Source organism: Hypericibacter sp. (genome assembly GCF_050729195.1).
In the GTDB taxonomy this organism is placed as follows: domain Bacteria; phylum Pseudomonadota; class Alphaproteobacteria; order Dongiales; family Dongiaceae; genus Hypericibacter.
The window spans coordinates 1-12,028 of sequence record NZ_JBOHKS010000165.1; the positions used below are offsets into that span (position 1 = coordinate 1).

At 66.4% G+C, this 12,028-nt stretch carries 12 protein-coding genes; 3 read left to right on the plus strand and 9 right to left on the minus strand.

Annotation, left to right across the window (positions count from 1 at the left end; all coding sequences use genetic code 11):
• Nucleotides 1-230: hypothetical protein (locus ACREE8_RS12710; RefSeq protein WP_431573375.1), on the plus strand; the 230-nt coding region annotated here is incomplete at its 5' end.
• On the opposite strand, the gene ACREE8_RS12715 is transcribed toward ACREE8_RS12710, so the two are convergent.
• The 7 genes from ACREE8_RS12715 to ACREE8_RS12745 all read right to left on the minus strand — a co-directional run bounded on the left by ACREE8_RS12715 (nucleotide 208) and on the right by ACREE8_RS12745 (nucleotide 8,438).
• Nucleotides 208-1,056, minus strand: a complete 849-nt coding sequence (locus ACREE8_RS12715) for an XdhC family protein (RefSeq protein WP_431573376.1) — start codon at nucleotides 1,054-1,056, stop codon at nucleotides 208-210. The two genes, ACREE8_RS12710 and ACREE8_RS12715, sit on opposite strands and share 23 nt — an antisense overlap.
• A 3-nt stretch (nucleotides 1,057-1,059) precedes the next feature.
• Nucleotides 1,060-2,226, minus strand: coding sequence for a vWA domain-containing protein (locus tag ACREE8_RS12720; RefSeq protein ID WP_431573377.1), 1,167 nt, complete (start codon nucleotides 2,224-2,226; stop codon nucleotides 1,060-1,062).
• A gap of 16 nt (nucleotides 2,227-2,242) precedes the next feature.
• The gene (locus ACREE8_RS12725) at nucleotides 2,243-3,124 is read right to left on the minus strand and encodes an AAA family ATPase (RefSeq protein ID WP_431573378.1); all 882 of its coding nucleotides are present in this window, start codon (nucleotides 3,122-3,124) and stop codon (nucleotides 2,243-2,245) included.
• Between the two features lie 52 nt (nucleotides 3,125-3,176).
• A complete protein-coding gene (locus ACREE8_RS12730) occupies nucleotides 3,177-5,597 on the minus strand; it encodes an aerobic carbon-monoxide dehydrogenase large subunit (RefSeq protein ID WP_431573379.1) in 2,421 nt (806 codons plus the stop codon).
• Nucleotides 5,594-6,094: a (2Fe-2S)-binding protein gene (locus tag ACREE8_RS12735; protein ID WP_431573380.1), complete on the minus strand. Its 501-nt coding sequence runs from the start codon at nucleotides 6,092-6,094 to the stop codon at nucleotides 5,594-5,596. The genes ACREE8_RS12730 and ACREE8_RS12735 overlap by 4 nt, the downstream gene beginning before the upstream one ends.
• Nucleotides 6,095-6,113: 19 nt before the next feature.
• Nucleotides 6,114-6,977, minus strand: coding sequence for an FAD binding domain-containing protein (locus ACREE8_RS12740; protein ID WP_431573381.1), 864 nt, complete (start codon nucleotides 6,975-6,977; stop codon nucleotides 6,114-6,116).
• Nucleotides 6,978-7,229: 252 nt separating this feature from the next.
• Nucleotides 7,230-8,438, minus strand: a complete 1,209-nt coding sequence (locus ACREE8_RS12745; RefSeq protein ID WP_431573382.1) for an MHYT domain-containing protein — start codon at nucleotides 8,436-8,438, stop codon at nucleotides 7,230-7,232.
• A gap of 208 nt (nucleotides 8,439-8,646) precedes the next feature.
• On the opposite strand from ACREE8_RS12745, the gene ACREE8_RS12750 reads away from it, so the two are divergent.
• Complete coding sequence (locus tag ACREE8_RS12750; protein WP_431573383.1) at nucleotides 8,647-9,279, plus strand: glutathione S-transferase family protein; 633 nt, start codon at nucleotides 8,647-8,649, stop codon at nucleotides 9,277-9,279.
• Nucleotides 9,280-9,292: 13 nt separating this feature from the next.
• Here the strand turns inward: ACREE8_RS12750 and ACREE8_RS12755 are convergent, their stop codons facing one another.
• A complete protein-coding gene (locus tag ACREE8_RS12755; RefSeq protein ID WP_431573384.1) occupies nucleotides 9,293-9,769 on the minus strand; it encodes a RidA family protein in 477 nt (158 codons plus the stop codon).
• Nucleotides 9,770-9,849: 80 nt separating this feature from the next.
• Between ACREE8_RS12755 and trmFO the strand changes: the two genes are divergently transcribed.
• Nucleotides 9,850-11,226 carry a methylenetetrahydrofolate--tRNA-(uracil(54)-C(5))-methyltransferase (FADH(2)-oxidizing) TrmFO gene (gene trmFO, locus ACREE8_RS12760; RefSeq protein WP_431573385.1) on the plus strand — a complete coding sequence of 459 codons (1,377 nt, stop codon included), beginning with the start codon at nucleotides 9,850-9,852 and terminating at the stop codon, nucleotides 11,224-11,226.
• Between the two features lie 5 nt (nucleotides 11,227-11,231).
• Here the strand turns inward: trmFO and ACREE8_RS12765 are convergent, their stop codons facing one another.
• The gene (locus ACREE8_RS12765; protein ID WP_431573386.1) at nucleotides 11,232-12,020 is read right to left on the minus strand and encodes a hypothetical protein; all 789 of its coding nucleotides are present in this window, start codon (nucleotides 12,018-12,020) and stop codon (nucleotides 11,232-11,234) included.
• Between the last annotated feature and the right edge of the window lie 8 nt (nucleotides 12,021-12,028).

Genomic DNA, 12,028 nt, shown 5'->3' on the forward strand with positions numbered 1-12,028 from the left:
TCCTGCTCGAGGCCGGCTTCAAGGACGTCGCCGTCGTTGCGGAGACGGTGACGACATCGGACGGCCGGGCCTATGGCTGGGTGGCCGACACGGTGGGAAAAGCCGCCATGGCCTCCAATCTGGACCCCGCCATCGTCGAAGCCTGGATGCAAGACCAGCGGCGGCGGATCGACGACGACCGTTACTTCCTCTCCTCCACCCACCTGATCACGAGCGGCCGGCGACCCTGACCGCCGGCGCGGCCGCATGCTGCCCCCGCCGGCGCACCTCGACGATCTCAGCCACGACCGAGAGCGCGATTTCCTCCGGCCCGATGGCGCCGAGATCGAGACCCGCCGGCGCCCGCAGGCGATCCAATCGCGTGATCTCCATGCCGTCTTCCTGAAGCTGCTCGCGCAGCGAAGCGGCCTTGGCGCGGCTGCCGACGAAGGCGACATAATCGCCGTCGGTCGAGAGCGCGGCCTTGAGGGCAGCGAGGTCGCCGCGCCCTTGCGTCGCCACCACCAGATAGCGCGGCCCCTCGCCTTTCGCCGGCACGTCATAGCCGTCGATGCGGCCATCGAGATCGCCGAACGCCTCGAGATCCGCCTGCGGCGCCGCGGCGGTCACGGCGAAACCGATGCGTCGCGCCAGATCGGCGATCGCCACCGCCACCGGCGAGGCGCCCAGCACCACCACGCTCGCGCGTGGCAGCAAGGGCTCGACGAAGACGTCCATGGTGCCGCGGCTGGGGCACATGTTCTTGGCGAAGGCGATGCCTTCGCGCACTTCACCCGGGCGAAGCCCCTGCTCGTCCAGCAGGTCCTTGGGCTGGATGCTGACGAGCCGCGGCTTGCCGTCCGCCAGTGCCTCGCGCGCGGCCGCCAGCACCGCCGCCCGGGCGCAGCCGCCGCCGATCCAACCGCCCGCCACGCGCCCGTCCAGCGTGATGATCGCCTTGGCACCCGCCTTCGCCGCCGTCAGCGACACCGTGCGCACCACGGTCGCGAGCGCAAAGGGTGTCCCCCGCGCCTTGAACTCGGACACCAGCTCGAGGATGTCGTCGGCCTTCTTCATGGCTCAGAGCTTCGCCAGATAGGGTTCGAGCGCCGCCAGCGACGCCAGATTATGCGCCGGCGCGAACAGGTCGATATAGGGCAGCGCCGCCCGCATGCCGCCCGCGACCGGTGCGTAATCCTTCCAGCCCATCATCGGGTTGAGCCAGACGATGCGCCGCGCGCGCCGCCGGAGGGCCGCCATCTCCTGCGCCAGCGCTCCCGGCTCGCCGGTGTCGTAACCGTCCGACAGGATGATGACGACGCTGCGCGAATTCAGCACCCGCGCCGCGTGGAAGCGGTTGAAGCTCGCAAGGCTGTCGCCGATGCGCGTGCCGCCGGACCAGCCTTGCGCCATCAGGGAGAGGCGCTCGACCGCGCGCACCGGATCGCTCTCGCGCAAGGCCTCGGAGATATGCACCAGGCGGGTATGGAACACATAGGCCTCGGCCTCATGCGCCCGGTCCACCAGCCCGCGCATGAACCGCACGAAGGCCGTGGAATAGAGGCTCATCGAGCCCGAGACATCGAGCAGCATGACCAGGCGCAACGGCTTTTCCTTGCGCCGGCGCCGCACCAGATCGACCGGGGTGCCGCCCTGGCCGATGCTGGCCCGGATCGTGCGCCGCATGTCGATGCGCCGGCCGCGGCGATGCCGGCGGTCGCGCCGGGTCAGTCGATCGCGCATCACCCGCGCCAGCCGTTCGGCGAGCTGCAAGGCCTCGTCCAAGGCTTCGGGCTCGGCGATATGGCGCAGATCCGTCTGGCTCAGGTTCTCGGTACTGCTGGCGCCACGCGATCGGCCCTCGCCTGGCAAATCTCCAGCATCGTCCTGTGCGTTGCGATCGGCCATGGCTGTTGTTGAATCGGCCGGTGCTCCCACTCCCGAAAAGCCGCTACGCTGTTCGCTGCGCGCATCGGGCTTCGCACCGCTGGCCCGGACCGCCGTCTTCATGCCACGGCCCAGCCAGAAGGCGTCGAAGATCTCGTCGAAGCGCTGCCAGTCCTGCTGCCGGCTGCAAAAGAGCGCCTTGAAGCCCTCGCGCAGATAGACCGGCCGCAAGGCCAGTTCCGAGGTCATGATCTTGAGCGCATCCTGCGTCTCGCCCAGCCCGGTGGCAAAGCCGTTGGCACGCAAGGATCGCACGAAGGCCGCCAGCCTCGCCCGTGCCGAGGTGCCGATGGGCGTCATCGCCACGGTCTCCATCTCAGGCCACACGCCCCAGCAGCCGATCGCTGACCTCGCGGGTCAGGCGGCGCTGGTCCTCGTTGGTCTTGAGCAGGCAGATCAGCGTGTCATGGACGGCCTCGGGATCCTGATGCAGGTCCTTGATCCCCAGGCCGGCCAGGGCCGCGGCCCAATCGAGGGATTCGGCGACCCCGGGAATCTTGCGCAGATCTTCCTTGCGGATCGCGGCCACCATGCGGGCAATCTGCAGCGCCAAGCCCGCATCGATGTTGGGCATCCGCGCCAGCAGGATCCGCGCCTCACGGTCGGGCTCGGGGAAATCCACGAAGTGATAGAGGCAGCGGCGGCGCAAGGCGTCCGACAGCTCGCGGGTGCCGTTCGAGGTGATGACCACCCGTGGGATAGCCTTGGCCTGGATCGTGCCCAGCTCCGGCACCGTGATCTGGAAGTCGGCCAGGAGCTCGAGCAGGAAAGCCTCGAACTCCTCGTCGGCACGGTCGATCTCGTCGATCAGCAGGACCGGCGGGTCATCCTGGCGGATCGCCTGCAGCAGCGGGCGTTCCAGCAGATAGGGCTCGGAGAAGATATGGGCCTCGACGCGGTCCGGATCGTCGCCGGCATTCTCACGCGTCTTGATGGCGAGGAGCTGGCGCTGATAGTTCCACTCATAGAGCGCCGCATTCTGGTCCAGCCCTTCATAGCATTGCAGCCGGATCAGCTTCGCCGAATGCAAGGCGGAGAGCGCCTTGGCGACCTCGGTCTTGCCGACGCCGGCGGCCCCCTCGAGCAACAAGGGGCGCTTGAGCAGCTCCATCAGCCAGAGCGCGGTGGCAAGGCCGGGGTCGGCGATGTAGCCGACCCCGGCCAACCGCTCCGCAATCCCGGAGCGGTCAGCGGTCATCGGGCTTGCCCAACGGTGGGGCCGTTTGCAATAGACGAGCCCGATGATCGCATCACTTGTGCAGCCCCGCCTGCTTCGCCGCCATCCAGGTTCGCCAACCGTCATGCGGCATCTGGATGTGGCCGATATCGAGATGACCGAAGGCATCGTTCACGGCATTGGAGAAGGCCGGCACGCCGCCGACATTGGGGCTCTCGCCCACGCCCTTGGCGCCGATCGGATGATGCGGCGACGGCGTCACCGTGAAATCGGTCTCCCAGACCGGCGTCTCGACCGCGGTCGGCAGGAAGTAGTCCATGAAGGTGCCGGTCACGACATTGCCGGTCTCGTCATAGTTGATCTCCTGGCCCATCGCGATGCCGAAGGCCTCGGTCAGGCCGCCATGGACCTGGCCCTCGATGATCATCGGATTGATGCGCGTGCCGCAATCGTCCAGCGCATAGAAGCGCCGGATCTTGGTGTAGCCGGTATCGGCATCGACATCGCAGACGCAGATATAGGCGCCGAAGGGAAAGGTCATGTTGGGCGGGTCGTAGTAATTCACCGCCTCCAGCCCATGCTCCATGCCGGGCGGCACATTGTTGTAAGCCGCCCAGGCGATCTCCTTCATGCTCTTGGTCCGTTCGGGCAGGCCCTTCACCCGGAACCCGTCGATGTCCCATTCGAGATCGCCCTCGGCGACCTCGAGCAGATGAGCGGCGATCTTCTGGGCCTTGGCCTTGATCTTGCGCGCCGCCACGGCGGTGGCGGCACCGGAGACCGGCGTCGAGCGCGAGCCGTACGTGCCGAGGCCGTAGGGCGCGGTATCCGTATTGCCTTCCTCGATATTGATGCTGTCCGCCGGAATGCCGAGCTCGGTGGCGATGATCTGGCCATAGGTGGTCTCGTGGCCCTGCCCCTGGCTCTTGGTGCCGAGCCGCGCGATCACGGCCCCGGTCGGATGCACGCGGATCTCGCAGGAATCGAACATGCCGATTCCCAGGATGTCGCAGTTCTTGGTAGGACCGGCGCCGACGATCTCGGTGAAGAAGGCCACACCGATGCCCATCAACTCGCGGGTCTCGCCGCGCTTGAAAGCCTCGCGCTTCTGGCGCTGCTCCTCGCGCAGCTTCGGATAGCCCACCGCATCCATCACCTTGCGCATGGCGACATGGTAGTTGCCGGAATCATATTCCCAGCCCAGCGCCGATTTATAGGGGAACTGCTCGGCGCGGATCAGGTTCTTGAGCCGCAACTCGGCCGGATCCATCTTCAGCTTCTTCGCCAGCACGTCGATGGCGCGCTCGATGCAATAGGCGGCCTCGGTCACGCGGAAGGAGCAGCGATAGGCGACGCCGCCCGGCGCCTTGTTGGTATAGACTCCGTCGACCGACACATGCGCCGCCGGGATGTCATAGGAGCCGGTGACGATGTTGAAGAAGCCCGCCGGCCATTTGCTGGGGTCGGCGCAGGCATCGAAAGCGCCGTGATCGGCCAGCACATGGACCTTGAGGCCGGTGATGCGGCCATCCTTGGTCGCCGCCAGCTCGGTCGTCATGTGGTAATCACGGGCGAAGGCGGTCGCCGTCAGATTCTCGATCCGGTCCTCGACCCATTTGATCGGCACGCCCAGCACGATCGAGCCGACGATCGAGCAGACATAACCCGGATAGACGCCGACCTTGTTGCCAAAGCCGCCACCGATATCGGGCGCGATCACATGGATTTTCTGCTCGGTGATGCCGGACAGCAATGCCGCGACGGTGCGCACCACATGGGGCGCCTGAAAGGTTCCCCAGACCGTAAGCTCGCCGCGGACCTTGTCCATCGAGGCCACGCAGGCGCAGGTCTCGAGCGGGCTTGGATGGACGCGCTGATAGGAGATCAGCTCCTTGATCTTCACCTCGGCCGAGTTCAACGCCGCGTCGGCAGCGGCCTGGTCGCCGATCTCCCAGTTGAAGATATGGTTCCAATGCTTGCGCTTGCCATGGGCGCCTTCGGTCTTGCCCTTGAGGTCCTCGCGCAGGACCGGCGCGTTCGCGTCCATCGCCTTGAAGGGATCGATGACGACCGGAAGGTCCTCATACTCGACCTCGACCAGCTCGACCGCGTCGGCCGCGATATAGCGGTCCTCGGCGATGACGAAGGCGACCTCCTGGTTCTGGAACAGCACCTTGTCGCCGGCCAGCACGGCCTGGACGTCGCCCGCGAGCGTCGGCATCCAGTCGAGCTTGACCGGCTTCAGCTCGTTGGCGGTCAGGACCGCCTTCACGCCCGGCAGTGCCGCCGCCTTGGAGACGTCGATCTTCTTGATCCGGGCGTGGGCGTAGGGCGAGCGAACGAAGTCGCCGAACAGCATGTTCGGCAGCTTGAGGTCGTCGACATAGTTGCCCTTGCCCTGGATGAAGCGGGCATCTTCGGTGCGCCGGCGCGAGCAACCCATGCCTTCCAGCCGGGCTTCGCGCTCCGCGCGCGTGGGGGATGTGTCGTTCATTCCGCAGCCTCCTTCGTGACCCGGCCACCGAGCGTGTCGGCAGCATGGCGGATCGCCTTCACGATGTTCTGGTAGCCGGTGCAGCGGCAGATATTGCCGGAGATGCCCCAGCGGATCTCTTCATCGGTCGGGTTTGGGTTTTCCTGCAGCAGCCGATGCGCGCGCATGATCATGCCCGGCGTGCAGAAGCCGCATTGCAGCCCGTGCTTCTCGCGGAAGGACTCCTGCAGCGCATGAAGCGTGCCGTCGGGCTTGGCCATGCCCTCGATCGTCGTGACCGAGGCGCCGTCGGCCTGGACCGCGAAGACCGTACAGGATTTGACCGAGCGCCCATCGAGATCGACCGTGCAGGCCCCGCAATGCGTGGTCTCGCAGCCGATATGGGTCCCGGTCAGGTTCTGCTGCTCGCGCAGGAAGTGCACCAGCAGCATACGCGGCTCGACCAGCGCATCGATGCTGCGGCCATTGATCGTCATCGTCACTTGGCTTTTCGCCATGATTTTTCTCCCTCCCCGATCAGGACGCGCGCGACAGGGCGCGCAGCACGGCCCGGCGCAGCATGACGCCCGCCATCTTGCGCCGGTATTCGGCGGGGCCCCGGCCGTCCGACGCCGGCGCCACCTGGGCCTCGGCGGAGGTAACCGCCTTGTCGAGCGCGGCCGTGCCGAGATCGCTGCCGACCAGTGCCGCGGCCGCATCGGCCGCATAGAGCGGCGTCTCGGAAAGATTGGTGAGACCGATCGATGCGGACTTGCAGGTCCCGCCCTGCATCGTGATCAGCACGGCCGCGGCGGCGGTCGCGTAGTCGCCCACCTTCCGCTTCAGCTTCTCATAGGCATAGCCATGACCGGCGGCCGGGACCGGGATGCGAACGGCCGTCAGGATTTCACCGGGTTCGAGCGAGGTGAAATAAGCGCCCTGATAGAAATCGCGCGCCTTGACCTTGCGTTCGCCGCCCTTGCCGAGAAGGTGATAGGTGGCGTCGAGGCATTGCATCAGCGCCGGCATGTCGTTGCCGGGATCGCCGTTGGCGACATTGCCGCCGAGCGTCCCCTGATAGCGCACCTGCGGATCGGCGATCATCAGCGCCGCCTCCCGCAGGATCGGGATCGCCTTGCTCACCCTATCGGAGGCGATCAGCTCATGCTGGGTGGTCATGGCGCCGATGGCGATGACCCCGCCCTCGTCCTTGATGAATTTGAGATCGCCGATCCGGCCCAGATCCACGAGATGGGTTGGCTTGGCCAGCCGCAGCTTCATCATCGGGATCAGGCTGTGGCCACCGGCGAGCGGCCGGGCCTCGTCGCCAAGCTGGGACAGTAGGGTGACCGCCTCTTGGGCGGATTTCGGCCGGTGGTAGGCAAAGCTGCCTGGAATCATGAGCGTCCTCCCTGGGTTCCGCCGCCTGGCCTTTCAGGACCCGGATTGCCGGCGCGTCTTCGGACGGGTGACAGGTGCAACCGCGCGGATTTTCTTGGAGGACCGGCACCGCCCCGGAAGCCGGGAGTCGCTGCGAGCCCTCGAGCGACAAGGTCGGACGGACCGGGACCGGTGCCAAATAGGGCTGCACCAAAGCGCCGGAAACCGCACGAATGGCGGTCGCCCTGCACGAATTGCGTCATATTTATTGACTTACTCGGCGACGCCCTGGTTCAGGACCTCGGGCATCTTGCCCTCGACCTGGGCCTTGAGGCCCGAGAGCTTGGCGCGGCTGACCGGCACAGTCCGGCGGGCCCCACCCGCCAGCTCCACCTGCCCGGTGTCGCCCGTCCGCCGGATCGCGACGACGCGGTCCAGATTCACGATATGGCTGCGATGGACCCGGATGAACCGGGCCGGATCCAGCCGGCCCTCCAGCTCGCTGATCGAGAGGCTGCAGAAGAGGTCGTCGGTCCCGTTGAAGACGTAGGTGTAGTGAGCGTTCGCATGGACCGCGAACACCTCCTCCGGCGGAATCAGCTGGGTGGCGCCGGCCCGCTCGACCGGGATCCGGTTGCCGGGCCGCCGGGGTGGCCGGCCGAGGCCACCCAAGGGGGCCGGACCGCTTGGGGAGGCGGAATGCGGGATTTCGACCGGAGCCACGGACGGCGGCTGGAAAACCGCATTGTCGGCCGCCGCCGGGACAGCATTGGCGGCGATCCGATCCGGTATCAGGGTCAAGAGGAAGATGCCGGAGACCAGGAAGGCGACGACCGCCACCACGATCGCCAGCAGATCGACCGAAAGGGCCGGCGGCAGCGAGGCGGTCCCCATCGCCATGGGCTCGACCTCGAGCCCGGCCATGGCGGTGTAATGCATGCCGGCGATGGCCAGGCCCAACGCCGTCGCCGAGACGATCAGCGGCGGATGGCGACGGGCGCCGAAGCCCAGCCAGATGGCCAGCGACGAGGCCGCGATCGCGATCAGCACGCTGGCGACAACGAGGTGCCAATCATGGTCGAGATGCAGGCTGCGATGGAGCGCCGTCATGCCGATGTAATGCATCGACGCGATCCCGACGCCCATGAAGAGAGCGGCCGCCGCGATGCGCAGCGGCGTCGGCGGCCCGAAGCTCGCCGCCACCAGCGCCAAGCCGACGACGATCACGCAGACCAGGAAGGAGAGCAGCGTCGGGAAGACGAGGAAATCGACCGTGCCCGGCAGATGCGCCGCGAGCATGGCGACGAAATGCATCGACCAGATGCCGACCCCGAGCGAGAGGGCCGCGCCCGCGAGCCGCAGGCGACGGCGCCAACCGTCGGTCTCGCCCAGCCTCACGGCCAGCCTCAAGCCGACATAGCTGCCCTGGATGGCGACAGCGAGCGACAGCGCCACCAACCACGGCTCATGCGTGACTGGCATCGGCGGTTCCTCTCTCCACCCCGATCCGTGCGCGAGACCGGAGAAAAGTTACCGCAAAGACCGGCCCGATGCTACGCCCTGCCTCCTATCGCCCGGCTCGGCGCGCCCCGCTTTTGAGGCTCGACCGGCTCGCGGCGGAGCGGCATTCTGCGGCCCCTTGCGACACCGTCATTGCCGTTTGGCAATGCAGCATTCAAGGAGCGAGCCTTTGTACAAACTTTATTGGAGCCCGGGATCGGCCGCCATGGCGCCCCATGCGGTCCTGCTGGAGCTGGGCTTGGCGCATGAGCTGCAGCTGCTCGATCCCAAGAAGGGCGACACCCGCACGCCGGAATATCTGAAGCTCAATCCCCATGCGCGCGTGCCCACCTTGGTTGAGGGCGAGATGGCGATGTATGAGTCCGCGGCGATCGTCCAGTATCTCTGCGAGCGTCATCCGGGTGCCGAACTGGCGCCGGCGCCGGGCACCTGGCAGCGCCCGCTGTTTCTGCAATGGATGACCTATCTCACCAACACGCTGCAGGAAGAGCTCAGCCATTGGTGGCATGCCGAGGCTTATGTCGGCCCCGACGAGCATTGCCACAAACCGCTGGTCGAGACCGCCGAGCGCAATCTCGATCAGATGTGGCGTTTCATCGACGGCCATCTCGCCGCGCAAGGGCCCTTCCTGCTGGGTGCCCGCTTCAGCGCGGCCGACATCTATCTCACCATGCTGGCGCGCTGGTCGCGCAACTGTGCCAAGCCCGCGAACCGCTTTTCGGCGCTGGGACGGTTGATCGAGACGGTGAAGGCCCGTCCCGCCTATGCCCGCATGCTGGAGCAGGAAAGCATCACGCAATAGCGCGGGGCAGCGCTCAGCGTTTCGCCTTCCCTTTTGGATCGGCTTTCGGCGCCGCCGTCGCAGGCGCCTTTTCGGCCGATGCTGCCTTCGCCGCCTTGCCGCCCTCGGCCTTGGCCGCAATGACTTCGATCTCGACCAGGAGAGCGGGATGCGCGAGCCCCGCCACGATCAGCAAGGTCGAGGCCGGCGCATGGCCGTCCATCATCTCATCTCGGATCTCGCGCGAGGCCGGGATGTCGGCGGTTCGCGTCAGGAACTGGTTCACCTTGACGATGTCGCCCACATCCATGTCGGCGGCATCCAGACAGCCGATGATGTTGTGCCAGGTCTGGCGGGCCTGCTCCTCGAAGCCTTCGAGCAGCTTGCCCTCGGGCGTGGCGCCCACCTGCCCCGAGATATGCACCCAACGGTGATTGCCGGCGACGTCCGCCACCTGGCTGTATTTGCTGAACGGCTTCACCACGCCGCTCGGATTGAGAAATTTGATCATCCTTGCCCCTCCTCTGGGCGGGCTCCAGCGACATCCACGCCGGTTGCCCAATTCCTTCCCAGACGCTATCTGTTCGCCTCATGAGAGACAATCCAGTCCATGTGATCGGCGCCGGGCTCGCCGGCAGCGAGGCCGCCTGGCAGTTGGCGCGCGCCGGCGTGCCGGTGGTGCTGCATGAGATGCGCCCGGTGCGGGCGACCGATGCCCATAAGACCGACCAGTTCGCCGAGCTGGTCTGCTCCAACTCGCTGCGCTCGGACGATGCCGAGGCCAATGCGGTGGGGCTCCTCCATGAGGAGATGCGCCGCGCCGGGTCCCTGATCCTGGCCGCGGCCGACGCCCACAAGCTTCCGGCCGGCGGCGCGCTCGCGGTCGATCGCGATCTCTTCGCCGCGCGCGTGACCGAGCGGCTCGAGGCCGAGCCGCTGGTGACGGTCGACCGTGGCGAGGTCGCGGGCCTGCCGCCCGACGACTGGCAGAACGTGATCGTCGCGACCGGGCCCCTCACCTCGCCTGCCCTGGCCGAAGCGATCCGCAAGCTGAGCGGCGAGGACGCCCTCGCCTTCTTCGACGCCATCGCGCCGATCGTCCATCGCGACAGCATCGACATGGAGCAGGCCTGGTTTCAGTCGCGCTACGACAAGGTGGGCCCGGGCGGCGGCACGGCCGACTACATCAATTGCGCTTTGGAGAAACCGGAATATCTGGCCTTCGTCGCGGCGCTGCTCGCCGGCGAGAAGGGCGACTTCAAGGAATGGGAGAAGAACACGCCCTATTTCGAGGGCTGCCTCCCGATCGAGGTCATGGCGGAGCGTGGGCCCAACACGCTGCGCTTCGGACCGATGAAGCCGGTGGGCCTGACCAATCCGCGCCGGGACCGGCCGCCCTATGCCGTGGTGCAGCTGCGCCAGGACAATGCGCTTGGCACGCTCTTCAACATCGTGGGCTTCCAGACCAAGCTCAAATATGCCGAGCAGGTCCGCATCTTCCGCATGATCCCCGGGCTCGAGAATGCCGAGTTCGCGCGGCTCGGCGGTCTCCACCGCAACACCTTCATCAACAGCCCCAAGCTGCTCGATGCCGAGCTGCGGTTGAAGGCGATGGCGCGCCTGCGCTTCGCGGGCCAGGTGACCGGCGTCGAGGGTTATGTCGAGAGCGCCGCCATCGGCCTCGTGGCCGGTCGCTTCGCCGCGGCACAGGCGCTGGGGCTTACCGCCGAAGCGCCGCCGCCCACGACGGCCCTGGGCGCGCTCCTCAGCCACATCACCGGCGGTGCGGACGCCAGCAGCTTCCAGCCGATGAATGTGAATTTCGGCCTGTTCCCGCCCGCCCCCATCACCTCGGTGGGGAAACGCGCGAAAGCGGAACGCAAGCCCGCGATGGTCGCACGGGCACGCGCCGACCTCACCGCCTGGCTGGCGCGCGATGAGCTGAACAAACTGCCGGCGAGTGCCTGAGCGCTCTAGTCCGGCGGCCAGACATAGTCCTTCACCCGCGCGGCTTCGATCTTCGCTCTCAGAGCGCGATCGAAATCCAGGACATGCTGGATCGGGAGATCCTTGATCCAAAACTGGTAGTAAATCACGACATCGGGTTCGAGCTTGTAATCGACGATAGAATCGCCGCCATAGAGAAGGTCTCCCAAACCGGTGCGAATGAGGAGCGGCTCTCCCAGGGGCGTCGCATAAAGATCAGGCGAGACCATGTAGACCGTCTTCCTGTCATTCGGTGGCATCTGCCCTGTTCGAATGGTGCAGCGCACGAATCCTTCTGGGATCATGTTAGCGATGGCGGGCTGATCATTCAGCCTGCAGACCATTCCGAACCAGTCCTCATGCGCTTCCTGCCAGGAGACGGTAGACGGCATGACAGCCAAGCCGACATAGGGAATGGTGGCGTTTGGCAGCCCGGCATTCGGAAGAACCGACAGTATGTCGATGTTCAGGCGCAGCGATTTTGCTCGGACGGGGTTGGCATAGCATCCCTTCGGCACCAACGGGTCGGGTGGAGCGGGAATCGGATTTTCGTCGTCGCTGGATGGAAGAGCCCTGACTTGCTCGACGGTCGCGTAGGGCAGTCGAAACACGTCATGAGCAATCGCGATGTAGATTTGATCCCCGGCATCACCTCCGCATTGCGGCCGATCGGGGACCAGCCCCTCGGCGCGCGGGGACGAGACCGAGAAACCGAAAAGCAGAAGGCCTGTCATCAGAGCGACCAGCAGACAGGCAAGGAACGACCGTCCTGTCATCACACCGC

Excerpts from the sequence above, each read along its gene's own strand:
- ACREE8_RS12730 (WP_431573379.1), bottom strand. The coding sequence starts at position 5,597 with ATGAACGACACATCCCCCACGCGCGCGGAGCGCGAAGCCCGGCTGGAA.
- ACREE8_RS12755 (WP_431573384.1), bottom strand. The coding sequence starts at position 9,769 with ATGATCAAATTTCTCAATCCGAGCGGCGTGGTGAAGCCGTTCAGCAAA.
- ACREE8_RS12725 (WP_431573378.1), bottom strand. The coding sequence starts at position 3,124 with ATGACCGCTGACCGCTCCGGGATTGCGGAGCGGTTGGCCGGGGTCGGC.
- ACREE8_RS12740 (WP_431573381.1), bottom strand. The coding sequence starts at position 6,977 with ATGATTCCAGGCAGCTTTGCCTACCACCGGCCGAAATCCGCCCAAGAG.
- ACREE8_RS12745 (WP_431573382.1), bottom strand. The coding sequence starts at position 8,438 with ATGCCAGTCACGCATGAGCCGTGGTTGGTGGCGCTGTCGCTCGCTGTC.
- trmFO (WP_431573385.1), top strand. The coding sequence starts at position 9,850 with ATGAGAGACAATCCAGTCCATGTGATCGGCGCCGGGCTCGCCGGCAGC.
- ACREE8_RS12715 (WP_431573376.1), bottom strand. The coding sequence starts at position 1,056 with ATGAAGAAGGCCGACGACATCCTCGAGCTGGTGTCCGAGTTCAAGGCG.
- ACREE8_RS12720 (WP_431573377.1), bottom strand. The coding sequence starts at position 2,226 with ATGACGCCCATCGGCACCTCGGCACGGGCGAGGCTGGCGGCCTTCGTG.
- ACREE8_RS12735 (WP_431573380.1), bottom strand. The coding sequence starts at position 6,094 with ATGGCGAAAAGCCAAGTGACGATGACGATCAATGGCCGCAGCATCGAT.
- ACREE8_RS12765 (WP_431573386.1), bottom strand. The coding sequence starts at position 12,020 with ATGACAGGACGGTCGTTCCTTGCCTGTCTGCTGGTCGCTCTGATGACA.